General features: G+C 60.7%; 23 protein-coding genes and 1 tRNA gene. 14 read left to right on the forward strand and 10 right to left on the reverse strand.

The window, feature by feature from the left end; genetic code table 11:
- Window positions 1–48 precede the first annotated feature (48 nt).
- The gene (locus tag AAIH70_RS15485; RefSeq protein ID WP_132274274.1) at window positions 49–486 is read right to left on the reverse strand and encodes an Lrp/AsnC family transcriptional regulator; all 438 of its coding nucleotides are present in this window, start codon (window positions 484–486) and stop codon (window positions 49–51) included.
- A gap of 115 nt (window positions 487–601) precedes the next feature.
- Between AAIH70_RS15485 and rocF the strand changes: the two genes are divergently transcribed.
- The 4 genes from rocF to AAIH70_RS15505 all read left to right on the forward strand — a co-directional run bounded on the left by rocF (window position 602) and on the right by AAIH70_RS15505 (window position 5,466).
- A complete protein-coding gene (rocF, locus tag AAIH70_RS15490; RefSeq protein ID WP_430034573.1) occupies window positions 602–1,522 on the forward strand; it encodes an arginase in 921 nt (306 codons plus the stop codon).
- Window positions 1,522–2,586 (forward strand): ornithine cyclodeaminase, encoded by a 1,065-nt coding sequence (locus AAIH70_RS15495; RefSeq protein WP_132274280.1) that lies wholly within the window; start codon window positions 1,522–1,524, stop codon window positions 2,584–2,586. The genes rocF and AAIH70_RS15495 overlap by 1 nt, the downstream gene beginning before the upstream one ends.
- Window positions 2,587–2,890: 304 nt before the next feature.
- The gene (locus AAIH70_RS15500; RefSeq protein WP_132274282.1) at window positions 2,891–4,981 is read left to right on the forward strand and encodes a methyl-accepting chemotaxis protein; all 2,091 of its coding nucleotides are present in this window, start codon (window positions 2,891–2,893) and stop codon (window positions 4,979–4,981) included.
- A gap of 275 nt (window positions 4,982–5,256) precedes the next feature.
- Window positions 5,257–5,466, forward strand: coding sequence for a hypothetical protein (locus AAIH70_RS15505; protein ID WP_132274284.1), 210 nt, complete (start codon window positions 5,257–5,259; stop codon window positions 5,464–5,466).
- A gap of 27 nt (window positions 5,467–5,493) precedes the next feature.
- Here the strand turns inward: AAIH70_RS15505 and AAIH70_RS15510 are convergent, their stop codons facing one another.
- On the reverse strand, window positions 5,494–5,712 hold the full coding sequence (locus tag AAIH70_RS15510; RefSeq protein WP_132274286.1) for a hypothetical protein: 219 nt from the start codon (window positions 5,710–5,712) through the stop codon (window positions 5,494–5,496).
- Between the two features lie 218 nt (window positions 5,713–5,930).
- Between AAIH70_RS15510 and AAIH70_RS15515 the strand changes: the two genes are divergently transcribed.
- Genes AAIH70_RS15515 through AAIH70_RS15525 form a run of 3 tightly spaced genes read left to right on the forward strand, consistent with a single transcriptional unit; the run spans window position 5,931 to window position 8,694 of the window.
- On the forward strand, window positions 5,931–6,827 hold the full coding sequence (locus AAIH70_RS15515) for a heme/hemin ABC transporter substrate-binding protein (protein ID WP_132274288.1): 897 nt from the start codon (window positions 5,931–5,933) through the stop codon (window positions 6,825–6,827).
- A gap of 2 nt (window positions 6,828–6,829) precedes the next feature.
- Complete coding sequence (locus AAIH70_RS15520) at window positions 6,830–7,915, forward strand: FecCD family ABC transporter permease (RefSeq protein WP_430034576.1); 1,086 nt, start codon at window positions 6,830–6,832, stop codon at window positions 7,913–7,915.
- Window positions 7,912–8,694 carry a heme ABC transporter ATP-binding protein gene (locus tag AAIH70_RS15525; protein ID WP_132274294.1) on the forward strand — a complete coding sequence of 261 codons (783 nt, stop codon included), beginning with the start codon at window positions 7,912–7,914 and terminating at the stop codon, window positions 8,692–8,694. The genes AAIH70_RS15520 and AAIH70_RS15525 overlap by 4 nt, the downstream gene beginning before the upstream one ends.
- A gap of 12 nt (window positions 8,695–8,706) precedes the next feature.
- On the opposite strand, the gene AAIH70_RS15530 is transcribed toward AAIH70_RS15525, so the two are convergent.
- The 6 genes from AAIH70_RS15530 to AAIH70_RS15555 all read right to left on the reverse strand — a co-directional run bounded on the left by AAIH70_RS15530 (window position 8,707) and on the right by AAIH70_RS15555 (window position 15,380).
- Complete coding sequence (locus tag AAIH70_RS15530; protein WP_132274297.1) at window positions 8,707–9,729, reverse strand: LacI family DNA-binding transcriptional regulator; 1,023 nt, start codon at window positions 9,727–9,729, stop codon at window positions 8,707–8,709.
- The gene (locus AAIH70_RS15535; RefSeq protein ID WP_132274301.1) at window positions 9,726–10,340 is read right to left on the reverse strand and encodes a dual specificity protein phosphatase family protein; all 615 of its coding nucleotides are present in this window, start codon (window positions 10,338–10,340) and stop codon (window positions 9,726–9,728) included. Before AAIH70_RS15535 ends, AAIH70_RS15530 begins: the two co-directional genes overlap by 4 nt.
- Complete coding sequence (locus AAIH70_RS15540; RefSeq protein WP_430034579.1) at window positions 10,337–11,158, reverse strand: inositol monophosphatase family protein; 822 nt, start codon at window positions 11,156–11,158, stop codon at window positions 10,337–10,339. The genes AAIH70_RS15535 and AAIH70_RS15540 overlap by 4 nt, the downstream gene beginning before the upstream one ends.
- A gap of 74 nt (window positions 11,159–11,232) precedes the next feature.
- Complete coding sequence (locus tag AAIH70_RS15545) at window positions 11,233–12,351, reverse strand: ABC transporter substrate-binding protein (RefSeq protein ID WP_207908254.1); 1,119 nt, start codon at window positions 12,349–12,351, stop codon at window positions 11,233–11,235.
- Window positions 12,352–12,394: 43 nt separating this feature from the next.
- Window positions 12,395–13,546, reverse strand: a complete 1,152-nt coding sequence (locus AAIH70_RS15550; RefSeq protein WP_132274306.1) for an ABC transporter ATP-binding protein — start codon at window positions 13,544–13,546, stop codon at window positions 12,395–12,397.
- Between the two features lies 1 nt (window position 13,547).
- Window positions 13,548–15,380, reverse strand: coding sequence for an ABC transporter permease (locus AAIH70_RS15555; protein WP_165932028.1), 1,833 nt, complete (start codon window positions 15,378–15,380; stop codon window positions 13,548–13,550).
- 316 nt (window positions 15,381–15,696) lie between these two features.
- Between AAIH70_RS15555 and AAIH70_RS15560 the strand changes: the two genes are divergently transcribed.
- From AAIH70_RS15560 to AAIH70_RS15575, 4 genes are all read left to right on the forward strand, one after another.
- Window positions 15,697–16,101 (forward strand): hypothetical protein, encoded by a 405-nt coding sequence (locus AAIH70_RS15560; RefSeq protein WP_132274309.1) that lies wholly within the window; start codon window positions 15,697–15,699, stop codon window positions 16,099–16,101.
- A gap of 149 nt (window positions 16,102–16,250) precedes the next feature.
- Window positions 16,251–16,730 carry a copper chaperone PCu(A)C gene (locus AAIH70_RS15565; RefSeq protein WP_132274312.1) on the forward strand — a complete coding sequence of 160 codons (480 nt, stop codon included), beginning with the start codon at window positions 16,251–16,253 and terminating at the stop codon, window positions 16,728–16,730.
- The gene (locus AAIH70_RS15570; protein WP_132274314.1) at window positions 16,727–17,314 is read left to right on the forward strand and encodes an SCO family protein; all 588 of its coding nucleotides are present in this window, start codon (window positions 16,727–16,729) and stop codon (window positions 17,312–17,314) included. Before AAIH70_RS15565 ends, AAIH70_RS15570 begins: the two co-directional genes overlap by 4 nt.
- Before the next feature lie 212 nt (window positions 17,315–17,526).
- Window positions 17,527–17,601 (forward strand) — tRNA-Gln (locus AAIH70_RS15575).
- Window positions 17,602–18,021: 420 nt separating this feature from the next.
- On the opposite strand, the gene fdhA is transcribed toward AAIH70_RS15575, so the two are convergent.
- Together fdhA and AAIH70_RS15585 are read right to left on the reverse strand one after the other, a co-directional pair.
- Window positions 18,022–19,212, reverse strand: coding sequence for a formaldehyde dehydrogenase, glutathione-independent (gene fdhA / locus AAIH70_RS15580; RefSeq protein ID WP_132274317.1), 1,191 nt, complete (start codon window positions 19,210–19,212; stop codon window positions 18,022–18,024).
- Window positions 19,213–19,487: 275 nt separating this feature from the next.
- Window positions 19,488–20,084: a PilZ domain-containing protein gene (locus tag AAIH70_RS15585; protein WP_245519164.1), complete on the reverse strand. Its 597-nt coding sequence runs from the start codon at window positions 20,082–20,084 to the stop codon at window positions 19,488–19,490.
- A gap of 297 nt (window positions 20,085–20,381) precedes the next feature.
- On the opposite strand from AAIH70_RS15585, the gene thrC reads away from it, so the two are divergent.
- From thrC to AAIH70_RS15600, 3 genes are all read left to right on the forward strand, one after another.
- Window positions 20,382–21,788: a threonine synthase gene (thrC, locus tag AAIH70_RS15590; protein ID WP_132275825.1), complete on the forward strand. Its 1,407-nt coding sequence runs from the start codon at window positions 20,382–20,384 to the stop codon at window positions 21,786–21,788.
- A gap of 28 nt (window positions 21,789–21,816) precedes the next feature.
- Window positions 21,817–23,115 (forward strand): M16 family metallopeptidase, encoded by a 1,299-nt coding sequence (locus AAIH70_RS15595; RefSeq protein ID WP_132274320.1) that lies wholly within the window; start codon window positions 21,817–21,819, stop codon window positions 23,113–23,115.
- 330 nt (window positions 23,116–23,445) lie between these two features.
- The gene (locus tag AAIH70_RS15600; protein ID WP_430034584.1) at window positions 23,446–24,051 is read left to right on the forward strand and encodes a GNAT family N-acetyltransferase; all 606 of its coding nucleotides are present in this window, start codon (window positions 23,446–23,448) and stop codon (window positions 24,049–24,051) included.
- Window positions 24,052–24,090 lie beyond the last annotated feature (39 nt).

Below are 24,090 nucleotides of genomic sequence, written 5' to 3' on the forward strand. Positions count from 1 at the left end.
TGCCGGCCGGACTGTTACGCAGTCCGGCCGATTTCATTTTCAGACCAATCACAACCGCGCCTTGGTGCTCCTCGGCGTCGCCAGCAACAGGTTCGTCTCGCTCGCGGTTATGCCCGGCACAAGTCGCACCCGGCGCAGCACATTGTCGAAATCCGCCAATGTCGCCGTCCCAAGTTCGACGATCAGGTCCCAGCGTCCATTGGTCGTGTGGATCTCGGAAATCTCCGGAAAACCGCCCAGCGCCTGAATGACGCGATCGGCAACACGCCCCTCGATCTCCACCATCATGATGCCACGCACCGGCAGTTCCACTGTGTCAGCCCGCAGGATGACGGTGTAGCCGATGATGTTGCCGCTCTTTTCCAGCTTTTCCATGCGCGCACGCACCGTCGCCCGCGATGTTTTCAGATCGGCGGCAAGATCGGATATGCTGCGGCGGGCGTCGTGACGCAAAAGCGTCACCAGTCTGTGATCGAATTCATCCATGTGCAGATTGATAAATCATGCTGCCGAAATGGAAAGCCATTTCGATATTTTTGGCAAATATATCTATTCAATCTGCCAGCCTGCCATGATCTTTTCCATTCAACGGAGTAAAAACATGCATTGCAGATTGATCGGCATCCCCCTTCAGGACGGCGCATCGCGGCTTGGCTGCGAAATGGGGCCGAGCGCCCTGCGTGTCGCCGGCATCCGCACGGCGCTGGAAGACCTTGGTCACGAAGTCACCGATATCGGCAATGTAGCGATCGATGACGTGCCGGATGTGCATCACCCGAACCCCGCGCTGCGCAACCTGCCGCAGATCGTCGCCTGGACGCAGCTGTTGAGCGAAGTCGCCTATCACGAGAGCAGCAAAGGCATGCCGATCTTTCTGGGCGGCGATCACGCGCTGTCTGCCGGAACGGTGCCGGGTGTGGCGCGGCGTGCAGCCGAACTGGGGCGCCCTCTCTTCGTGCTCTGGCTCGATGCCCATACGGATTTCCATTCGCTGGACACCACCACCAGCGGCAATCTTCATGGCCTGCCGGTTGCCTATTACACCGGTCGTGCCGGTTTCGACGGCTATTTCCCGCCGCTCTCTCATCCGGTCGATCCGGCAAACCTCTGCATGATCGGCATTCGCAGCGTCGATCCGGCCGAGCGCGAGGCCATCAAGCAGACGGGTGTTACCGTTCACGACATGCGCACCATTGATGAACACGGTGTCGCCGTGCTGTTGCGTCGCTTTCTCGAACAGGTCGAGGCCGCGAACGGTCTTCTGCATGTCAGCCTCGACGTCGATTTCCTCGACCCGGCGATCGCGCCCGCCGTTGGTACCACGGTTCCGGGCGGCGCCACCTTTCGCGAGGCGCATCTGGTGATGGAAATGCTGCATGACAGCTGCCTCGTCAGCAGTCTCGATCTCGTCGAACTCAACCCCTTCCTCGACGAGCGCGGCCGCACCGCCACGCTGCTTGTCGATCTCACCGCCAGCCTGATGGGCCGCACCGTCATGGATCGCCCGACGAGGAGTTACTGATGACTGCCGAACAGAACCTCAACATCGTCCCCTTCGTCAGCGTCGAGAACATGATGGATCTCGTGCTCACGACCGGTACGGAAGCCTTCCTTCGCGAACTGGCGGCCTATGTGGAGGAGGATTTCCGGCGCTGGGAACTGTTCGACAAGGTGGCGCGCATCGCCTCGCATTCGCGCGACGGCGTGATCGAGTTGATGCCGGCCAGCGACGGAAAACTTTACGCCTTCAAATACGTCAACGGCCACCCCAAAAATACCCGCAGCGGCCGCCAGACCGTGACCGCTTTTGGCGTGTTGTCGGATGTCGACAGCGGTTATCCGCTGCTTCTGTCGGAAATGACGATCCTGACGGCGCTTCGCACCGCAGCCACCTCCGCCATTGCCGCAAAATATCTGGCACCCAAGGGCGCAACCACCATGGCCCTGATCGGCAATGGTGCCCAGAGCGAGTTTCAGGCGCTGGCCTTCAAGGCACTTCTCGGCATCGACACACTGCGGCTCTACGATATCGACCCATCCGCCACCGAACGCTGCCGCAAAAACCTCTCCGGTCTCGGCCTGACCATCACATCATGCCGATCTGCCGAAGAAGCGGTCGAAGGCGCGCAGATCATTACCACGGCCACGGCCGACAAGCGCAATGCCACCATATTGACCGACAACATGATTGGCCCCGGCGTGCATATCAACGCGGTCGGCGGCGACTCGCCCGGCAAGACCGAGCTGCATCGGGACATCCTGCTGCGCGCATCGATCTTCGTCGAATATCCGCCGCAGACGCGCGTCGAGGGAGAAATCCAGCAATTGCCCGCCGACTATCCGGTCACGGAATTCTGGCAGGTGGTAGTCGGGCAAAAGACAGGCCGGGAAAGCGACGGCCAGATCACGTTGTTCGACAGCGTCGGCTTTGCAACAGAGGACTTTTCGGCACTTCGCTACGTCTATGACAAGCTGCATGGCGGCAACGGTTTTGAAAAACTCGACCTTGTTGCCGACCCCGATGAGCCGCGCGATCTTTTTGGCATGCTGCTGCGCCGCGCGGCGATGCCGGCAGGCAGTATCTAGACTTCAGGGGGCATCGCCCACCCGACGCCACCACAGCCAATAGTCGTAATAATCCGGCCACTTCTACAATCCAGAAGAAGCACTTGATGTCGGGCACATGACAATAGAATCGAATTCGACGACCGGGCCTTCTTGGCCTGATACATTTTCATCTTCTTTAATTCAAATTTAAACTGAATACCGTTCTCTCCGCCGCAGTGCAGATTTCCTGGCACCGCGCGCATGAGGCGTTGCGACCGAGCCCGAGCGGGCATGCCCAACAGTCAATTCCCCCGTCGTTCTCCGTCGCCCAAGGAACTTCTGCTTGTCCAAGAAAACCAATCTGATGACGCGCATTCTCATTGCCGCGTCTCTTGTCGTCGTTGCCGCGTTTGCCGGCTTTTCACTGTATATCGACAGTCTTCAGCGCGCTGCTGTGGCCGAGTCGGTTGCACACAACATGGATTCCTCGGGCAAGCAGGCGGCCCAGAGCATTTCCAACTGGCTCGGCGGCCGCGTCATGCTGACCGACACCGTGGCCAAGGGTATGGAAAAGGCCGAAACCAATGCCGCCAAGATGGCTGTGCTGAACAACCCCGTTCTTGCCAGCCAGTTTCTGTCCACCTATTTCGGCGGCGAAGACGGCATCTTCATCCAGTACCCGGACATGGCGATGCCCGCCGAATACGATCCGCGCAAGCGTCCCTGGTACAAGGGCGTCGTTGCGACCGGCGGCCCGGTGCTGACGGAACCCTATATCAGCGCATCGACCGGCCAACTGAACGTCACGGCCGCCGTGCCGGTCATGGTCAACGGCAAGCTGGTCGGCGTCACCGGCAGCGACTTTTCGTTGGAATCGCTGGTCACGGCCATCAAGTCCATTGATGCCGGCCCGAAGGGTTATGCCTTCCTCGTCAACAAGGCCGGCAAGATCCTGATCCACCCGGACGCCAAGATGATCGACAAGACCATCGGCGAACTCTTCCAGGGCACCGCGCCCGCCATGTCCACCACGATCTCCGAAGCGCAGACGGCCGGTGAAATGAAACTCGTCAGCTTCCTGCCCGTCGCCGGCCTGCCCGGCGCGGAATGGAGCATCGGCTTCGTCGTTGACGAAGAGACCGCCTATGCCTCGATCGGCGAGTTTCGCATCGCGGCAACCATCGCTACCCTTCTCGGCGTCGCCGCCATGATCGGCTTCCTCGCCACTCTGCTCAGCAGCCTTGTCGTCAGGCCGGTCACGCAGATGACGGCGGCCATGGAAGAGCTGGCCAGTGGTCACCTCAATGTCGCCATTCCGGGTGAAAGCCGCACCGACCAAATCGGTTCGATGGCAGCGGCCGTTGCCGTGTTCCGCACCAATGCACGCGAACGTCTGCGTCTGGAATCCGACGCCGAGCAAAACCGTTCGCTCACCGAACAGGAACGTAGCGAGCGCGAACGCGTCACAGCCCGCAACAGTGCCGATGTCCGCTTTGCCGTCGATGCGCTGGCCAAGGGTCTTGCCCATCTGTCGGATGGCGATCTCGAATATCGCATCTCGACACCTTTCGTTGCCGACCTCGATCGTCTGCGCGAAGACTTCAACGGCTCGATCACCAAGCTCAATGCCGCCCTGACCAAGGTCGGTCACAACGCCCGCGCCATCGATGCCGGCGCCAGCGAAATCCGCCATGCGGCCGACGATCTTGCCCGCCGCACCGAACAGCAGGCAGCCTCGGTGGAAGAAACCGCAGCGGCTCTGGAAGAGATCACCACGACCGTCAAGGATTCGGCACGTCGCGCCGAGGAAGTCGGCCGTCTGGTCAACCGTACCCGCGACAATGCCGAGCAGTCCGGCAATGTGGTGCGCAACGCTGTTCGCGCAATGAGCGGCATCGAACAGTCCTCGTCGGAAATTTCCAACATCATCAGCGTCATCGACGACATCGCGTTCCAGACCAACCTTCTCGCCCTGAACGCCGGCGTCGAAGCAGCCCGTGCCGGTGAAGCCGGGAAGGGTTTTGCCGTCGTTGCCCAGGAAGTCCGCGAGCTGGCCCAGCGTTCGGCAAATGCCGCCAAGGAAATCAAGGCGCTGATCACGACCTCCGGTTCGCAGGTCCAACAGGGCGTCACTCTCGTCGGCGAAACCGGCAAGGCGCTGGAAACGATCGCTGCCGAGGTTCAGGAGATCAACGGCCATATCGCCGCCATCGTCACCGCCTCGCGCGAACAGTCGACAGGCCTTCAGGAAATCAACACCGCCGTCAACACGATGGACCAGGGCACGCAGCAGAATGCCGCCATGGTCGAGGAACAGACGGCCGCAAGCCATGGTCTGGCTTCGGAAGCATCGGCATTGAAGGCGTTGCTGGCGCAGTTCCGTCTCGGCGGTGCTTCGGATGGATCACGCAACGGCTACAGCCGCGCCGCATAAAACGGCAGCTATCATCATCGACAACCAGATGGCCGGAGTAAAATCCGGCCATTTTGCATTTGAGAAGCCTGATCGAGACATCGGCGCGCAATCATGCGTCAACACGCATGTCGGTCAGAACGGATCGCTGGAAGAGATGAAAACTGCACACGACATGGCGGCACAAAGCTTGCGCCTGTCGGCAGGAGAAGGTAGCGCGTACGCAATACAAAACACGCGCAGGGGCTTTATTGCCTGCAAATCCTCAACGAAAGATAAACCGGAAGAATTTTTCAATGGAAACCGTCACCATCGAAACACGCGCCGATTTTGCTCAATGGGCGATCGAACGGGCGCGGGCAATCGTCGCCGAGCAGGGCGGCAATCTGGCACTGGCCGCACGCGACATGCAGGACGACAAGATCGCCGAAACCGGCAATGCACTGGGACAGGCCATTGTCGACGCCATGCTGGAAGTGTTTGACGGCCTCGCGCCAGAGGATTGACCAGCGGCCTCCCGCTGAGACAATGACTTACGAAGCAAGTTGCGTGGGATAAAGCCGCGCTTCGGCACTGAGAAACAGCATTTCGCTGGCGTCACACCAGCCATTCGGGCGCAATCCCTTGATTGCGTCCGGCCATTCGGCCTTGCCGGACGCATTTACATAGCCCAGGCAATCGCAGCTCCCGGCGTCTTCAAAGTGAAGATAAGCCAGTCTGCCCACACCGAGCGTTTCAATCGCACGCCACATAAAAACCCCTGAACTGCGTAATACGGCCGTGACAATGTATCACGACGCTTGCGCGGGTCTGGTGACGGGAATGTGACAGCCTGTTTTCTTCTCCGTCATCACATTCCTGTTGCACGCCCGGTTTCGCCACCCGGTTTTGCCCGCGCCTTATTGCAAAACCCATAAACTTGAGTATCAGTGTCCAATTATTAGTTCGGCACCAGGTTTCCACCTGCGCAATGGCCGACAGAAAGGGCATTCACGTGGTCTCTCGTTTTCTAATCTCCCTAGGTTTCCTCGGAATTTTCGCCACGTCCGGCACTGCCATTGCGGCGGAAAAGGGCAACCCTGAAGCCACCCGCATCGTCTCGATCGGCGGCACGATCACGGAAATCCTCTATGATCTTGGTGCGCAGGACCGCATTGTCGCCCGTGATTCCACCAGCTTTTATCCCGCCGATGCCAATTCCAAACCGGATGTCGGTTACATGCGGGCGCTCTCGGCCGAAGGCATTCTGGGCCAGAAGCCGGATCTCATCCTGATGGAAGAAGGCTCCGGCCCGCCTCCGGTGATCGAAATCCTCAAGGCCAGCGAAGTGCCGATGGTGGTCATCCCGACGCCGCCGAAGGCAGACAAGATCGGCCAGAAAATCCGTGACATCGGCGCGGCCGTCGGCCTTTCCGACAAGGCGGAGCCGCTTGCGACCAAAACCGAAGCCGACCTGAAAACGCTGGCCGATGATGTCGCCAGGATCAAGGCCGAGAAGAAGAAGGTTCTGTTCGTGCTGTCGCTCTCGAACGGCCGCGTGATGGCCGGTGGTGCCGACACCGAAGCCGGTGCCGTGATCGAAATGGCCGGCGGCATCAATGCCGCGCCGACCATCAACGGTTATAAGCCACTCTCCGACGAAGCCGTCATTGCCGCCAGACCCGATGCGATCCTGTCCATGTCGCGCGGTGATCATTCCATCAAGCCGGAACAGGTATTTTCCCTGCCTTCAATGCAGACAACTCCGGCCGCCGAGAACAAGGCGCTGATTTCCATGGACGGCCTGCTGCTGCTCGGGTTCGGGCCCCGCACGCCGGAAGCCGCACGCGCACTCGCCGCGCAGATTTATCCCGGCGAGATCAAGTAGACATGAGAGCGCTCTCCTTGCCCCTGCGGCCAGCCGCTGATGGCGATCGCACCCAGCAGGGCGTCCTCGTTCTTTTCGGGCTTGCAGCCCTGCTGGTCATCGCCTGCCTGATCTCTCTCGGTGTCGGGCCAACAGGCGTCGGCCTTGCAGACCTCTGGGCCTACCTCACCGGAAATGCCGATCGGCTGACCACGCAGGAGCGCGTGATTCTTGAAGCCGTCAGGTTGCCGCGTACCGCACTCGGTCTGCTGGTCGGCGCAGGTCTCGCGGTATCCGGCGCCATGATGCAGGGGTTGTTTCGCAATCCGCTCGCAGATCCCGGCATCGTCGGCGTCACAGCCGGCGCAGGTCTCGCCGCCGTGGCGGCGATCGTGCTCGGCAACGGCATTCTGGCACCAATCGCGCTTCTGCTCGGCAATCAGTTTCTACCGCTAATGGCGTTTTTCGGGGGGCTCATCAACACCTGGACGCTCTACCTGATCGCCACCCGCGACGGTCGCACCTCGACAACGGCCCTCATCCTCTGCGGCATCGCCATCGGCGCATTGACGGCGGCATTGATGGGCCTGCTGATCGTCATGGCCGATGACCGGCAATTGCGCGATATCACCTTCTGGAGCCTCGGCTCGCTTGGCGGCGCCACATACGGGCGCATCGTCTCCATCCTGCCCTTCATCGCTGTCGTGCTGGTGATCATTCCCTTCGTCGCGCGCGGACTGGACGCTCTCATTCTGGGAGATGCCGCAGCCTTTCACATGGGCATCCCGGTGCAGCGCCTGAAAAAGATCGTCATCATCGCCGTCGCCGCGGCCTGCGGCTCCACCGTTGCCGTTGCCGGCTCCATCGGTTTTGTCGGCATCGTCGTGCCGCATCTGCTGCGCCTGGCCATGGGGCCATCCCACCGTTTCCTGCTGCCCGGATCAGCCCTTGGCGGCGGCGCCCTGCTGTTGATCGCAGACAGCGTGGCGCGCACGGTGGCAGCACCGGCAGAATTGCCGATCGGCGTCATCACCGCCCTGTTCGGCGCACCGGTCTTCCTGTTCCTGCTGCTCGGTAAGAACGGCGCCAGCATGCGAGACCTGCCATGATTATCGCCGAAAATATCACCATCACCCGCAGCGGTCGCAATCTCGTCAAGTCGGTCGACATCGAGCTGAGACCCGGCTGCTTCACCGTGGTGATCGGCCCGAACGGCGCCGGCAAATCCACGCTGATGAAAGTTCTCTCCGGCGAGATGCGGCCGGACGAGGGAACCGTTTCTTATCACGGCAAAAATCTCGATCTCTGCCGGCCGGAAGATCTGGCGAAATGCCGGGCGGTCCTGCCGCAGGCAACACAGCTGGCTTTTCCGTTCACGGCGCTCGAAATCACCCGCATGGGCGCTGTCGCCCACGGCGCGCTGGATCCATCCGATCAGGCCCGCAAGGCATTGAAACGCGCCGGTCTTCATGGTTTTGAACGCCGTCCCTACCCTTCCCTGTCAGGCGGCGAGCAGCAGCGCGTGCAATTCGCCCGCGCATTGGCGCAGGTGCCAAAGCCGGTGTCCGACGGCGTGCCGAATGCGCTGTTTCTTGATGAACCGACGGCAAGCCTCGATCTCGGCCATCAGATCTCGGTGCTGGAAACGGCGCGCGATTTTGCATCCGCCGGCGGCATCGTGCTGGCCATCCTGCATGATCTCAATCTGGCCGCCGAGTTCGCCGATCATCTGGTCGTCCTGCACAATGGCAAGGTCGTGAAGTCAGGCGTCTGCGCGGACGCGATCACCGACGACGTCATCGCAAAAGTGTATGGCATCGGCGGCGCTGTCGGTCGCCTGCCTGCGGTGCATATGCCCTATGTGCTGCCGCAATCACGGCATCGCTGACAAGGAAGGTCCTTATGGCCCCGATCGCACGGTCTTTCGCCAGACCGGCAGGGCTTTCAGCGTGGTGACGGCACTGGCATCGGCAAACTCGCGCCCGTCCGTCACGCCTTTGGCGATGATTTCCGCCATTTCCTCGATAGGCTGGCGAAACGTCGTCAGCGCGTAACCGTCCCAGCCCGCCTGTTCGATATCGTCGAACCCGAGGACACACAGATCCCTCGGGATGACCATGCCAAAATCCTGGCGGGCGATATCCATGAAACCGCAGGCGAGAAGATCCGTGACGCAGAAGACGGCATCCGGACGCGCCGCGCCGGGCAACAACAGGCGTGCGGCTTCCGCGCCGCTGCGATAGCTGGTTGGCCCGACCTTGATCACCTGCGGCGGCTCGAAACCCGCTTCGACGATCGCCGCACTGAACAGCTTTTCGCGTGCCAGAAGGCTGGGCGAATTGTTGGTGGATGAAACGATCGCGAACGACCGACAGCCCGCACGGGCGAGCATATGCCGGGCATCGTTCATGGCGCTCTCGTGATCGAGATTGATATGCTCCGCCTCCTCTATCTGCCCCTGCCGATTGATGAGGATGACGTGCTGGCCGCTTTCGATGCAGGTGCGCACCAGCGAGACCGGCGGCGCGCCGGAGAGCACGATGGTGGCGGACGCGCGATAATTTAGCGTCTGATGCAGAGCCGCGCGTGAATCCGCCTCGTTGCCGGCGGTGTTGATGACCATGACGGCGCGGCCTGCCGCCTGAATGCGCCGCGTCAGCGCTTCGAGAAGCGCCGACTGGTAAGGCGCATGCAGATCGCCGCCGAGAATGCAGATCGGCCGGCTCTTCTCCTGCGACAACCCGCGCGCCAGATGGTTGACGTGGTAGTTCAGCTCTTCAGCCGCCGCCAGAACCTTGCGGCGGGTTTCATCCGAAACGCTCGCCCCTGCTGTAAACGTGCGCGATACTGCGGAGCGGGAAACCCCGGCGCGCTGCGCGACCTCGCTTGCACTTGCAAAATTCTGCGGCGGCCGATTGCTCATGCGACAGCCTTGTCCTTGTTCGCTTCGATAAGACGGATCATATCGGCCGCCCGCTCGACGGCATGGATCAGTTCCGGTTTCGGCGTTTCGAACCATTCGTCAGGATGCAACTGCCGTCTGTCACGCACATGGTCGATCGCCGATGCCAGCGTCGGATAGAGGTCCGGCATTTCCAGATGCAGGAACAGCGACACCAGCGAAACCGACCGGCTGCGACCGGCGCGGCAGTTGACCAGCACATTGCCCTTGTCCCGATGCGGATAGGACGGCTTTTGCGGAAAGCTCTGGCTGAGCGCCCCGCGCAGGAGATAATAACCGGCCATCAGCATGGTATCGGCATTGCCGGGACCATCGACGAGGCCGAGCTTGTAATAACGCAGGAAACCAGGACCGGAGGCGATGCGTCCTTCCTCGACAGGCTGCTCTGCGCCGACGAGATTGACATCGAAATTGACCGCGCAATTGACGATCACCTTGATGCCATGCTGTTCCAGCAAATCCGGCGTACTCACGGCTTCACGGCCACCGATATAAAGATCGACATCCCAGCCCGGCAGGTTCTTCTGGATAAGGCTCAGGTGCGGCCGCTCGTAATGCGGAGAGGACGTCATGCCGCTTCTCCCTTTCGTTCTGTCGGTGCGATCGCAATTTTCATCGCAGCGGAAAATTCGGCGGCAATGCCGGGCGCTGCGGCAAAAATCTCGCCGCCCATCAGCAACTCGGCTTCAGTTGCGGGATAGGCACCGGTCACACCGCCGGCTTCGCGCACCATCAGCAGACCGGCAAGGCAATCCCAGGCATTCATATAGTATTCCGCATAACCATCGGTGCGACCTTCCGCGACCCAGGCAATGGCAAGTGCCCCGGATGCCCCACGGCGGATATTGGCGCCCTCGGCAAGAACGCGCTCCTGCGCGGCCAGATAATCCGTCGTCGCTACGCGCGGCGACCAGCCGATCTCGACCGAAGCATTGGCGATGGCATCTGTTGCGGCAACGGCAAGCGGCGTGCCGTTCTTGGTTGCCCCTGCCCCCTTGCGGGCGAAATAGAATTCGTTCGAAGCCGGATTGAAGATCGCCCCGAGCAGTGTCTCACCCTTCACGCAGAACGAAATCGCGACGCAGAAATGGGCAATGCCGCGCGCGAAATTGGCGGTCCCATCGATCGGATCGATTACCCAAAGCCGTTCCGCCAGCGCGCCGCCGGCTTCCTCGCCCAGAATGCCATCTTCCGGAAATTCCGCCGCGATCGCAGCGCGTACATGGTTTTCCACGGCGCCATCGGCTTCGGTCAGAAAATCCTGGCGCCCCTTGAGGGTGAAATCGCCCGGCTTGCGGGTCTGGAAGGCGTCAAGTGCCAGCGCGCCGGCAGAGGCCGTGACAGTGCGCAGCAGGGTTTCGCGTTGGTTCAGTTCATCGACAGTCAGCATGGGGTCTTTCGGCGAGAGGATGACGGGGCACTGCAAGTGAGGCCCCGCCATGTTTCAGTTCGAATATGCGGCGATTACTTCTTGTAGTTCAAGGACCAGAGATCCTGCCAGTCCTGACGCGCTTCCCAGTCGTCACCGCCGGTCGAGGCATCATAGGCAAGCAGCTGATCGCGCACCTTGCCGACGCCGGAAGGTTCGTTGTCGGGGAGGCCGATCGTGGTGTTCGTCGACATCTTGCCGTCCTTTGCCTGTGGCGCGATACCTTCAGCCGTCATCATGTACCGGATGAACAGTTTTGCGGCATTCGGGCTTTTGGTGCCGGAGGCGATCAGACCGAGCGATGGGTAGGTCCAGCCGGAAAAGGGCGAGAGACCAGCGCAAAGGCCAAGCTTCATGCCATCCTTGTTGTCACGGTATTTGGCCGTGCTGACCAGACCAACAAAGCTTTCCTTGGTGTCCGGCGCGCCGATCGATTCGGCGGCAGCACCATCGGAATCGGTGAGCAACGGGCTGTTGGCGGCCAGAGCCTTGACCCATGCGGCGGTGGCACTGGCCTCGTCCGTCTTCAGCGGCTTGCCGTATTGCGCCTGATAGGCATCGGCAACAGCCTTGTCGGCATGCGTGGCGAGCTGGTTGAACCAGTCGGTATAGGACGGCTTGCCGATCGGATCCTGCATCGCCACCTTGCCCTTCCATTCGGCCTCGGTCAGCTGCCAGATATTCTTGACCGGGCAGCTGTCATGCAGGGCAGTGTTGTACGTCCAGACATTCGGAGCGAGAACGATGGTCAGCGGATCCTGATAGATCGCAGGAATATCCTTGGCGAGATCGGCAGGCAGCCAGCTTTTGGCATATCCCTTGGCAACGATCTGCGACAGCGCCGCCGGTGCATCCGCCAGAATGACCACATCGGCCTTGACGTTATTGGCCTGCGCCTCGCGGATGACGATTTCCAGCGTCTCCGGTGCGCCGGATTTTACGCCGGTGACCTTCACGCCGTATTTTTCGGAAAAGGCCTTGGCCTGTTCGACGATCTTGCCGGTGGAATCATAAACGGTGATCGGCGCTTCTTGTCTGGCAGCCTCGATCACGGCGTTGAGGTCGAATGCCTCCTCGGCGCCGGCGCTGGTGGCGACCAGCGAGATGGCGGCGGAAAACATCAGCGAAGACATCAGAGTGCGGGAAAGTCTCATCGATATTCCTTTGAATGATTTGAACAGGGATTTTTACGGGAGTTTATGCGGGTAAAAGCGCCGGCCGGCCTTGGCCGATCGGCTGTGCCGCGTTTTGCGCGCGGATTTCAGTGAGCTCGATGCGCTGCCCATCGGCGTCGAACAGGTGCAGGCCTTCGGCTTTTGCAAAACAGTCGACCACGTCGCCCGGCCTCGCCGTCGGGCGCGTGTGGGTGGCGTGGAAAAGACGCTCGGCCCCAAGCGAAAGCTCCAGTATCCAGCTGCCACCGGTCGGCATGATGCTTTCAAGCTTCAGCGTCCCGAGCGGCACGGCACCGACGGTGGCGGAAAACGCAATCTCTTCCGGCCGAATGCCGACTGACGCAACCTTGGACGTGCCCCCTAAGGGCAGTTTGCCGAACAGCCGCGCGGCCAGCCCGCCAAGCACTGACTGGGCATCGAGCGAGATCATGTTGATCGGCGGGTTGCCGATGAATTCCGCCACGAACCGGTTGACCGGCCGCGAATAGATATCATCCGGCGCACCGACCTGCTGCAGACGACCACCGTTCATCACCGCGATCGTGGTCGCCAGTGTCATCGCCTCCCACTGGTCATGGGTGACAAAAACGATCGTAGTGCGGAATTCCTCATGCAGTCGACGCAGTTCGGCGCGCATTTCGAGGCGAAGCGTGGCATCGAGATTGGACAGCGGTTCATCCAGCAACAGGATTTCGGGATTGACCGCCAGCATGCGGGCCAGCGCCACGCGCTGCTGCTGACCGCCCGAAAGCTGCGACGGATACCGCGCCGCATAATCGCGAATGCGTAGCTTTTCCATCACGTCATTGACCTTGGCGCGGCGCTCCGCTTCCGGGATCTTGCGCAGGCGCAGGCCGAAATCGATGTTGCGCTCCACGGTCATATGCGGCCAAAGCGCATAAGATTGGAAAACGAGGCCGAGCCGACGCTGCTCCGGCGGCAGAAAAGTGCCCGCGCTCAGGCTATCGACCACACGTTCGCCAATGGCGATCTCGCCGCCGCTCAGGTGCTCGAGACCGGCAATCATCCGCAATGTCGTGGTCTTGCCGCAGCCCGAGGGGCCTAGCAGGCACATGAATTCACCATGGGCGATGGTGAGGTTCAGATCGGAAACGGCGGCATGACCATGGCCGGCATAGTTCTTGGTGACATTGGTCAGTGTGATATCGGGCATGTCAGCTCTCCAGACCCTTGGCGATGCCTTTGCCGGTCAGTCGGTTGATGAGAATGGTGCCGGCCAGCGCCAGCAGCGCGATCATCAGCACGACGGCATTGGCGGCCTGGGTGTAATTGTAATCCACGAGGCGCAGCGAATAGGTGGTCAGCACATCGGTGGCCGGCACGGCGAGGATGATGAACAGGCTGACGCCCTTGATGCCGGAGATGAACGGCAGCAGGATCGCACTCGCCAGAGCCCGCTTCTGGATCGGCATCACGATGCTGGTCATGCGTCGCCACCAGCCGGCACCGGCAACACGCGCCGCCTCTTCCGGCTCCTTGCCGAGCTGTGCCATGGCGGCAATGCCGGATCGCGAGGCAAACGGCATCTGATCGGCAATCAGGGCCAGAATGAGGATGATCGAGGTGCCGTAAAGTGCCGGGATGGGACCGCGCGGCACGGCAAACAGCGTCAGCGTTGCCGCCGCAAAAGCGATGCCCGGCACCAGATAGGGCATGAAGGTTATCTGCCGCAGGAAGGCGCCGAGCGCAGCAAACGGGCTGCGGATGACGACATAACCGACCAGAAGACCAAGCACGCCCGAGGCCAGCGACGCGGCGCCGATGATGACCAGCGTATTGAGACCGGCGCTCCAGAATTCCGGCGTCAGCAGTATGCCGTTGCGCAACGCAACCGTATCGAGGTTCGAGCCGATCCAGTAATCGAAGGTAAAGTTTTCCGGTGTGAAACGGCCCGGCACGCGCATGATGGTCGAGAGAAACAGCGTCAGCAGCGGGACGACGACGCCGATGACGAAGAAGGCGACCGCAAAACCGGTGGCCGGGATAAACCAGCGCCCGAGCGGGCGACGACGGTTCATCGCCCCCTTGCCACCGACAATGGCGAAACGACGCGCCTCGCGCATCATCCGCGTATCGATGTAGAGCGTGAGCACACCGATCGCCATGATGACCGCCGCCATCACGGCTGCCATGCCGCTCTGGCGGGTAGAGATCGCGCGGTAAAGCGAGGTCGACAGCGTATCGAAGCCGACAGGCAGGCCGAGCACATAAGGTACGGCAAACTCGCCGATACAATCGGCAAAGATCAGCAGGCCGGAAGACAACAACGCCGGGCGCATCAGCGGCAGCACGATCTGGAATGCGACGCGGCGCCGACTTGCACCGAGAATACGAGCCGAATCCTCCAGCTGCGCATCGAGCCGCTGCAGCGCGCTGCCGAGGATGAGGATCACAAAGGGCGCATAATGCAGCGACAGGATGATGATCATCGGCAGGCGGCCATAGGCCAGCCAGTCGGGCGTGGCAAAACCGAGATTTTCCATCCAGCCGGGCTGGCCGCCCACAGTGCGGTTCTTGAAGATCGTCGTCCAGGCAAGTGCGAGCGTCCATGTCGGCAGCATGAAGGGGATGATCAGCGCCGTTGCGAACCAGCCGCGCCCCGGCAGCTCGGTCCGGTTGATCAGCCAGGCGAGCATGCCGCCGATCGACATGGACAGCACGATCGCACCAGCCGCCACCGACGCCGTATTGAGAAGCGGTTGCCACAGAAGAATGGCGGACATGCGGGAGGCAAAGGCGCGCGTGAGATAATAGAGCGTGAACGCCCCCTCCGGTGCGCGCATGCGCGCCGCATCGCCGATCTGCACGATCGCGACATTGACGAGAATCGAGATGACGGGCGCGAGAATGAGAAGAGCGAACAGCAGCGCAAGCACCAGCCCGATGGCAATGACCGGATCGCGGCGCGCCACGGCCAATTGATGACGCAGCCGCTGGAACCGTGAACCGGCATCCCCCCGCGTCATTCGCCCGTCGATCATCACCATGATGGCCGCCCCTTCTCTCGTTTATCGAGGCGGACCATAAAAAAGCTCGATGACAGCCGGATGACATTTTGCACATATGTGCACATCGAATATCGGGATTTTTTCGAAGACGCAGTTGTTATAAATCAGGTCTTGCTGGCATCGTCACAGGCCAAAGGCAGATCACAAATCAAGTATTTTTGCCCATAGGCGCATCGTTCAAAAAGGAGTTGATCGAGAGGTGCGCACCCAAGCGCAACCGTTCAGCGTCAAACCGCCGCAGATTGGCATTATCCACCTCGGTGACATCGCTGCGGCTTTGTGGCATTGAGATAACATGAGGGCGATCAGGCAAATCCTATCCGACAGGATTCTGGCCACCGCAATGGCGGTGGTGATCGCCTATGTGGTTGTCCTTCAAGGCCTGGCCGGCAGCTATGCCCGCGCATCCACCATCAGCCCGGCAGAAAACCCGTTCCATGTCATCTGCGCCTCTTCCGGCATCGTGGACACCGCGCCGGACAGCAAAAACACACCGCTGAAGAAAAGTGCGGAATGTCCATGCGCGCTGCTTTGCCGCCTCGCCGGTTCCGCAGTGCCCGCCATTCTTGCCGGCTCTGCCCCAGACATCCACAGGATCGCCGTCGCAGACAAGCCGACAGCGCACATGGTGGACATGGTCGCGCCGTCATCACAACGCCGGCTGCTCGCCGAACCTCGAGCGCCACCGCCGCGTGCCTGAACATCGGAATGTGAGGCGCCTTGCCCCCATGTTCGTCTTTCAGGAGAGATGTCTATCCGGCATCTCTCACGTTTCATGTTCGCGCTCCCCTCGCCTGACGGCACAGTACCGAACCCGAGCCGGCCGAGCGCACCCACCGGAGGAAACCCATGATCAGAAAACACATCGGCATCTTTGTGGCACTTGCAGCGACACTCAGCTTCGGCACGGCTCGGGCGCACGAATTCAAGGTCGGGGAGATCGAGATCGGCCATCCCTATTCGCGTGCCATGCTGCCCGTCGCCAAGGTTGGTGGCGGTTATCTGAAGATCACCAATGCCGGCCCGGCCGACCGTCTCGTCAGCGCCAGCTCCGATCGCGCCGGCAGCGTCGAATTCCATGAGATGAAGATGAATGGCGCCATCATGGAGATGCGCGAACTCCAGGGCGGTATTGTCCTTCCCGCCAAGTCCACAGTCGAGCTGAAACCGGGCGGTTATCATGTCATGTTCATGAATGTCACAAAGCCCTTCAAGGAAGGTGAAATGGTCAAGGCCACGCTTGTTTTTGAAAAGGCCGGCCCGGTCGATGTCGAGTTCGCCGTCGGCCCGATTGCCGGTGACAAGGCGCATTCGGAGCATGGAAAATGACGTCGAAAAATCCGTTCATGATGATCGCTGGCGTCGTGTCGGGCATTTTTGTGCTCGCACTCGTCGGCGTCATGGTCTGGATGTCGAAAGACACGCCCCGTTCGGGCACGTTCGGCACCGCCTTTTCCCTGGTCAATGACCAGGGAAAACCGGTCGATCAGTCGATCTTCAAGGGCAATCCGTCGCTCGTCTATTTCGGCTATACGCACTGCCCCGAGGTCTGCCCGACGACACTTTACGAGGTGGCAGGCTACCTTGAGGAACTCGGCGCGGAAGGCCAGTCGCTCAAAACCTACCTCTTCACCGTCGATCCGGAGCGCGACACGCCGGACATCATGAAAGGTTATGTCACCGCCTTTTCAGACCGCATCACCGGTGTCACGGGAACGCCGCAGGAAATGACAAAGGTCATTGCCGGCTGGAAGGCATTCGCGCGCAAGCAGCCAAACCCCAGCGGCGGTTATTCCATGAGCCACACGATGGATCTGTTTCTGATCGGCGCCGACGGACGCTTGAAAGGTCTCATTCCCTATGGCGCAGACCCTGACGAAGCCATCGAAAAAATCCGTAGCGCGCTTCTGTAATGAACACCGATTCCGGCCGTCGCAAAAGCTTGCGCAGCGGCCGGAAAGACCTGCGAACCTCAGCCTTGCCGCCTATTGCCGACAGGCTGTCCGTCTCCCACAAAAAAGCGCAGCCTTGCGGATTGCCGTGATGACAAAGCTTTGCTAAGGGGTGGCACCGTTTCCACCGGCTACAAGAATCTTCGCTTCGCGGAGTTGTTCCGGTTGTTTGATGGGGCGTCGCCAAGCGGTAAGGCACCGGTTTTTGGTACCGGCATTCCCAGGTTCGAATCCTGGCGCCCCAGCCACAACACTCTTTTTCAAGCCTAGAATCCATGTTTTCCGGCGTTTTCGCTTAGCTGGGAATCACGTTTCAGACGCTGTCTTACAGGAGTGTGTGACACAAGTGTCTTACAGGAACGCCGCTAAATCCTGCCCGTCCTTCCATTCAAGAGATGGGGCGAGGTTAGTTTGTGCTTTGCCAACTGGCGAATGGCTACTTCTCCGCCTGGCGATGAGAATGCTCACGGCCAGGTCGTGATAGCCGGTCACCGCAATCCAGCGACAGCCCCCAAAGATTGGCAAATGTCATCTGGGTTAAGCCGCTCCCCTTACGGGCGCCGGCAAGGACGGGCAGAGACACGCGGCTCTGCCCGGCTTGAGTCTGGGGTGAGGTGCGATGGCACCCAAGACAATACAGCCACTGGCCGCGAGATCGTCTTTGTTGATCAAGCCACCTTACCCAATACCCCATGCGGGTCGAGCACGAACTTGGTCGCCGCACCCTGATCAAAGCTCTCATAGCCTTGCGCGGCATCCTCCAGCGAAATCACCTTGGCATTGACGATATCGGCGATCGGCAGGCGGTCGTGCAAGATGGCCTGCATGAGCTGGCGATTGTATTTCAGCACCGGCGTCTGCCCCGTATGGAAGGACTGCGCCTTGGCCCAGCCAAGCCCGAACCGCAGTGACAGGCTGCCCTGCTTGGCAGCCGCATCCACGGCACCGGGATCTTCCGTCACGTAAAGCCCGGGAATGCCGATCTGACCGGCGGCGCGGGTGATTTCCATCATCTGGTTCAGAACGATCGCCGGCTGTTCGCCGCCGGCATGGCCGCGCGCCTCGAAACCGACGGCATCAATGGCACTGTCCACCTCGTCGGTGCCGACGACCTGCGCAATCATGTCGCCAAGTCTGTCAGACTGTGAGAGATCGATCGGTTCGAACCCGACCTTTGCGGCATGCGCCAGACGCTCCTTGTTGAAATCGCCGATCATGACGACGGCAGCCCCCAGAATGCGGGCGGAAGCGGCAGCCGCCAGCCCCACCGGCCCGGCACCGGCAACATAGACCGTCGAGCCGACGCCGACGCCGGCCTTCACCGCGCCGTGAAAACCGGTCGGCAGAATGTCGGAGAGCATGGTGAGGTCGCGGATTTTTGACATCGCCCGGTCGCGATCCGGGAATTTCAGAAGGTTGAAATCGGCGTAAGGAATGGTGACGTAGCGTGCCTGCCCGCCGATCCAGCCGCCCATATCGACATAACCATAGGCGCCGCCGGCACGCGACGGGTTCACCGTCAGGCACACACCTGTGTCCTGGGCCTTGCAGCAGCGGCAACGGCCGCAGGCGACATTGAAGGGCACAGAGACGATATCGCCGATCTCCAGCATCTCGACATCGACGCCCTTTTCGATCACCTCGCCGGTAATTTCATGGCCAAGCACGAGGCCAGGCATGGCGGTGGTGCGTCCGCGCACCATGTGCTGGTCGGAACCGCAGATATTGGTGGAAATGACTTTCAGGATGACGCCGTGCTCGATGCGCCGACCATCGGGCGCCTCCAGCTTCGGATCATCGATATCGCGGACTTCCACCTTGCCGGGTTTCAGATAAACGACGCCACGGTTCCTGCTCATACCATTCCTCCTTGGTTGAGTTTGCCCCCGAACTGTTCTGGTCGAAGGCATTTTTGCGGGGCCGATCCCTCCTCGGATCGACGCCGCAACCTTCCAATCGTTATTGCCGTTTCAAGAGACCATGCATGATGCTTTCGAACGCCCGCGAAAACGACATGGCCGGTCGGCAAAGACGACATATGGTCTGGAATGCGGTGAAGGGAACAGTAGGCATTAAAAAGCCGCCCGCAACATCGTCGCGGACGGCTCGAAAAATCTCTCGACGATATCGGCAATCAGCCCCGGCGCGCAGCCTTCTTCGGCGCGGCCTTGCCGTCGTCGAAACCGATGCGCACTGTCGTGAAGCGCGAAGCCCCTCCAGCAGCATTCGGGATCGAGACGTCGGCCTTGTTGAAGATGAACTGGCCGCTGCCTTCCGGCGGGATGTTGGCGTTAAAGGCAACCTTCTGCGAATAGATGACGTTACTGCCATCGACCACTTCCACCAGAACCGGCAGCGTCACGTCACCGGTCTTGCCGGCGGCGCCGGCCACGATGCGGCCCTGCGCCATCACATTGATGGTCAGCGTGGATTCACTCGCCGTGCAGGAGCGCGTCACGTCGGCAAAGGAGGCCTGATAGATCAGCTTGCTGTCGTCGCCTTCGGCGGCCTTGCCGACATAGGACCGGTGGAAACCGGTATCGGTGCGGATCACCACCTGCGGGCAATAGGCCTGCACGACCGGTGTGACACTGGCCTGCGCTTCGGCACGACCGGCAGCGCCCAGATCGGGCGTGCTGCAGCCGGCAAGCGCTGCGGCCAGCCCGGCACCGGCAGCCGTGCGCAAAACCGTCTTGAAAGATGCCGTGGTCAGGGATGTTTTTCCAAACACGTTACTCAACCCTTTTGCATATCTGATCTGCCGCCTGGCCGATCCTGGCTTTATTTCTGGCGCGACCGGAACTTCCGGCACCTCTTCAAGCCAAGGTCTATAGCAGTGGCATTTTGAAAAATCGATCCGTTATGACACGAAAATCATCTCTACGTTGAGAGACATGCGAATACGGCAAAATTCGAACTGCGGAACCGCTCGGGCATAATCCGGGCTCGCATTCCCCATCGGCTTTCTGTATTGAAGGCCGAACTTTTTTACGCCGGCTTTTCCGGAGCCGATGCTTCTTTCTGGGGAATGAACTTCGTGGAATACATCTCGACACGCGGCGAAGCACCCGCGCTCAGCTTTCGCGACGCACTCATGGCAGGCCTTGCCCGCGATGGCGGCCTTTACGTTCCGCGCGAATGGCCGACATTTTCCAAAAAAGACATCAAGGCCCTGCGCGGCAAGACCTATCAGGAGATCGCATTCGCGGTTATCAGCCGTTTCACCGGTAACGAGATCGCGGCCGACAAGCTGCAGGCGATGATCAATGAGGCCTATGCCACCTTCCGCCATCCGGCCGTTGTGCCGCTGGTGCAGACCGGCCCCAACGATTTCGTGCTGGAACTTTTCCATGGTACGACGCTCGCCTTCAAGGACGTGGCGATGCAATTGCTCGCCCGCCTGATGGACCACGTACTGGCCGAACGCGGCCAGCGCGCAACCATCGTCGGCGCGACCTCGGGCGATACTGGCGGCGCCGCCATCGACGCCTTTGCCGGCCGCGAGCGCACCGATGTGTTCATCCTGTTCCCGCATGGCAAGGTTTCGCCGGTGCAGCAGCGCCAGATGACCTCCTCGGGTGCTTCGAACGTTTATGCGGTTGCCGTGAAGGGCAATTTCGACGATTGCCAGAACCTTGTGAAGGAGATGTTCAACGACGTCGCCTTCCGCGAAAAGGTCGGCCTGTCGGGTGTCAATTCGATCAACTGGGCGCGCATCATGGCGCAGGTGGTTTATTACTTTACCTCCGCCCTTTCGCTTGGCGCACCAGACCGCAAGGTCTCGTTCACGGTACCGACCGGCAATTTTGGCGATATCTTTGCAGGCTACGTGGCCAAGAAAATGGGCCTGCCCATTGAGCGTCTGGCGATTGCCACCAACGACAACGACATTCTCGCCCGCACGCTGAAGACCGGCCGTTACGAGATGAAGGGCGTGCACGCCACCACCTCGCCGTCGATGGATATCCAGATCTCCTCCAACTTCGAACGCCTCCTGTTCGAAGCCTATGGTCGCGATTCCGGCGCCGTGCGCAATGCCATGGCGAGCCTGAAACAGTCCGGTTCGTTCGAGATCCAGCCGGAAGCCCTGAAAGCCATCCGCCGCGAGTTCCGCGCCGCCCGCGCCACCGAAAAGCAGGTTGCCGCGACCATCAAGGACACCTTGGCCGAGACCGGCTATCTGATCGATCCACATACGGCAACGGGCGTTTTTGCGGCGAAAAAGTTCGCAAAGCCGGGCGTTCCGATGGTGACACTGTCGACTGCCCACCCGGCCAAGTTCCCGGCTGCCGTAGAAAGCGCTTGCGGAATTTCTCCAGCACTTCCACTATGGCTTGCTGATTTAATGACACGGGAGGAGCGTTTCGATCTCTTGGATGCGGACCTGAAAGCCGTCGAAGGCTTCATCAGCAAACATGCCCGGGCCACCGCCTGACGGGATCAGAAGACGCCGGAGATACAGTATGAATGTTAATATCACCCGGCTCGCCTCCGGGTTGACCGTCGTCACCGAAAACATGCCGCATCTGGAAAGCGTTGCGCTGGGCGTATGGATCAAGTCCGGCTCGCGCAACGAGATGGATAACGAGCATGGTATCGCCCACCTTCTCGAGCACATGGCCTTCAAGGGCACCGCGCGCCGCAGTGCCCGCGATATCGCCGAGGAAATCGAGAATGTCGGCGGCGAGTTGAACGCCGCCACCTCGACGGAGACGACCTCCTATTACGCCCGCGTGCTGCGCGACGACGTGCCGCTCGCCGTCGATATCCTTGCCGACATCCTGACCGAATCGGCTTTTGATGAAGAAGAACTGCAGCGCGAGAAGAACGTCATCCTGCAGGAAATCGGCGCGGCCAATGATACGCCCGACGACATCGTTTTCGACCGGTTTTCCGAAGTCGCCTATCGCGGCCAGACGCTTGGCCGGCCGATCCTCGGCACGCCGGAAACAGTGCTGGCGTTCACGCCCGACAATATTCGTGGTTACCTTTCGCGCAATTACACCACCGACCGCATGTTTGTGGTAGCGGCTGGCGCCGTCGATCACGACGTGTTCGTCAAACAGGTGGAACAGCGTTTCGCCTCGCTGCCGCAGAGCCCCTCGGCACCGCCGGTTCTGGAAGCTGCCAAATATATCGGCGGTGACGTGCGCGAAACCCGCGACCTGATGGATACGCAGGTGCTTCTCGGCTTCGAGGGCAAGGCCTATCACATGCGGGACTTCTACTGCTCGCAGATCCTTGCCAACATTCTCGGCGGCGGCATGTCCTCGCGCCTGTTCCAGGAAGTGCGCGAACATCGCGGCCTCTGTTACTCTGTCTACGCCTTCCATTGGGGCTTTTCCGATACCGGCATCTTTGGCATCCATGCCGCCACCGGCGCGCAGGACCTGCCGCAGCTGGTTCCGGTCATTCTCGACGAGCTGCGCAAGTCTTCCGAAGTCATGCACCAGCAGGAAATCGATCGCGCCCGCGCCCAGATTCGCGCCCAGCTGCTGATGGGTCAGGAAAGCCCCGGCGCGCGCGCCGGCCAGATCGCCCGCCAGATGCTGCTTTACGGCCGTCCGATCCCGAGCGGCGAGATGATGGAGCGTCTGGAAGGCATCACCACCCAGCGCCTGACCGATCTTGCCGGACGGCTGTTTTTCGATACAGTTCCGACATTGTCGGCCATCGGCCCGGTGGAAACGCTGGCGCCGTTCGAAGACATCACCTCGGCGCTTTCTTCGCCGCAGATCAAGACACAACAGGCCACCGGCTGATCCGGCCCGGCCGGGGCTCAAAACATCGCTCCGGCTAACCGCCTTCCCGCCGATGTTCCCTGCCGACCCAGGGCTATCGCATATGGACCCGATGCAGCGCCGCGAGCTCCCTTTGAGTGCCCTCGTTGAAGCGGGGGCATCTGGCATCAAGAAAGTCCCCCTCTGGCCTGCCGGCCATCTCCCCCACAAGGGGGGAGAAGACTTGCGGCAATCACTTGCTCATATTGAACCTCGGCGGATCGGCTGGGTTAAGCCCCTCCCCCTTGTGGGGAGGGGTTTGGGGCGGGGTCTTTTAATATGCGAAACCGTATCCGGTGGAGCACGCATGACATGACGAAATCAGTCTTTCGTTTCCTGTCGCGGCAGCCGGAGACGCCGGAGCTTTACGGCGATCACCATCTGTTGCGCCTGCCGCGTTTTGCCGATTACCGCCAGTGGTTTGCCGCCCGTGACGGAAGCCGCGCCTTTCTGCAGCCATGGGAGCCGACTTGGCGGGCCGACGAACTGACGGAAAGCGCTTTCCGGCTGCGTGTGCAGCGCAATACACAGGAATTCTCCTCGGGCGTCGCGGTGCCGTTTTTTCTGTTCCGGCGCGAAGACATGGCACTGATGGGGGGGCTTACTGTCGGCTATATCCGCCGGGGAGCGGCACAAAGCTGCATGATCGGCTACTGGATGGGTGAAAAATATGCTGGCAATGGCCATATGTTCGCCGCACTCAAGCTAGCAGTACCCTACATCCACACCGGACTTCAGTTGCACCGTATCGAAGCAGCCTGTATTCCAGAGAATTGGAAAAGCGTGCGTCTTCTCGAGAAGGCCGGTTTCGAACGGGAAGGTCTCTTGCGAAAATACCTGAAGATAAACGGCGAGTGGCGCGACCACCTGATGTTTTCACGACTGGCCGGTGAGCCGACAGAGATCGGCACACCATGATGCAGCGTGCCCCTCGCCTGACCATGCAGCGCATTCTTG

Source organism: Neorhizobium sp. BT27B (genome assembly GCF_050455485.1).
Lineage (GTDB): Bacteria > Pseudomonadota > Alphaproteobacteria > Rhizobiales > Rhizobiaceae > Neorhizobium.

What these genes read in the sequence shown, in the direction of transcription:
- AAIH70_RS15535 (WP_132274301.1), bottom strand. Translation starts at nt 10,340, where the DNA reads ATGACGTCCTCTCCGCATTACGAGCGGCCGCACCTGAGCCTTATCCAG.
- AAIH70_RS15565 (WP_132274312.1), top strand. Translation starts at nt 16,251, where the DNA reads ATGATCAGAAAACACATCGGCATCTTTGTGGCACTTGCAGCGACACTC.
- AAIH70_RS15595 (WP_132274320.1), top strand. Translation starts at nt 21,817, where the DNA reads ATGAATGTTAATATCACCCGGCTCGCCTCCGGGTTGACCGTCGTCACC.
- AAIH70_RS15560 (WP_132274309.1), top strand. Translation starts at nt 15,697, where the DNA reads ATGAGGGCGATCAGGCAAATCCTATCCGACAGGATTCTGGCCACCGCA.
- AAIH70_RS15505 (WP_132274284.1), top strand. Translation starts at nt 5,257, where the DNA reads ATGGAAACCGTCACCATCGAAACACGCGCCGATTTTGCTCAATGGGCG.
- AAIH70_RS15510 (WP_132274286.1), bottom strand. Translation starts at nt 5,712, where the DNA reads ATGTGGCGTGCGATTGAAACGCTCGGTGTGGGCAGACTGGCTTATCTT.
- AAIH70_RS15515 (WP_132274288.1), top strand. Translation starts at nt 5,931, where the DNA reads ATGGCCGACAGAAAGGGCATTCACGTGGTCTCTCGTTTTCTAATCTCC.
- AAIH70_RS15545 (WP_207908254.1), bottom strand. Translation starts at nt 12,351, where the DNA reads ATGAGACTTTCCCGCACTCTGATGTCTTCGCTGATGTTTTCCGCCGCC.
- fdhA (WP_132274317.1), bottom strand. Translation starts at nt 19,212, where the DNA reads ATGAGCAGGAACCGTGGCGTCGTTTATCTGAAACCCGGCAAGGTGGAA.
- AAIH70_RS15520 (WP_430034576.1), top strand. Translation starts at nt 6,830, where the DNA reads ATGAGAGCGCTCTCCTTGCCCCTGCGGCCAGCCGCTGATGGCGATCGC.
- rocF (WP_430034573.1), top strand. Translation starts at nt 602, where the DNA reads ATGCATTGCAGATTGATCGGCATCCCCCTTCAGGACGGCGCATCGCGG.
- AAIH70_RS15540 (WP_430034579.1), bottom strand. Translation starts at nt 11,158, where the DNA reads ATGCTGACTGTCGATGAACTGAACCAACGCGAAACCCTGCTGCGCACT.
- AAIH70_RS15600 (WP_430034584.1), top strand. Translation starts at nt 23,446, where the DNA reads ATGACGAAATCAGTCTTTCGTTTCCTGTCGCGGCAGCCGGAGACGCCG.
- AAIH70_RS15485 (WP_132274274.1), bottom strand. Translation starts at nt 486, where the DNA reads ATGGATGAATTCGATCACAGACTGGTGACGCTTTTGCGTCACGACGCC.
- thrC (WP_132275825.1), top strand. Translation starts at nt 20,382, where the DNA reads ATGAACTTCGTGGAATACATCTCGACACGCGGCGAAGCACCCGCGCTC.
- AAIH70_RS15555 (WP_165932028.1), bottom strand. Translation starts at nt 15,380, where the DNA reads ATGGTGATGATCGACGGGCGAATGACGCGGGGGGATGCCGGTTCACGG.
- AAIH70_RS15495 (WP_132274280.1), top strand. Translation starts at nt 1,522, where the DNA reads ATGACTGCCGAACAGAACCTCAACATCGTCCCCTTCGTCAGCGTCGAG.
- AAIH70_RS15530 (WP_132274297.1), bottom strand. Translation starts at nt 9,729, where the DNA reads ATGAGCAATCGGCCGCCGCAGAATTTTGCAAGTGCAAGCGAGGTCGCG.
- AAIH70_RS15525 (WP_132274294.1), top strand. Translation starts at nt 7,912, where the DNA reads ATGATTATCGCCGAAAATATCACCATCACCCGCAGCGGTCGCAATCTC.
- AAIH70_RS15570 (WP_132274314.1), top strand. Translation starts at nt 16,727, where the DNA reads ATGACGTCGAAAAATCCGTTCATGATGATCGCTGGCGTCGTGTCGGGC.
- AAIH70_RS15550 (WP_132274306.1), bottom strand. Translation starts at nt 13,546, where the DNA reads ATGCCCGATATCACACTGACCAATGTCACCAAGAACTATGCCGGCCAT.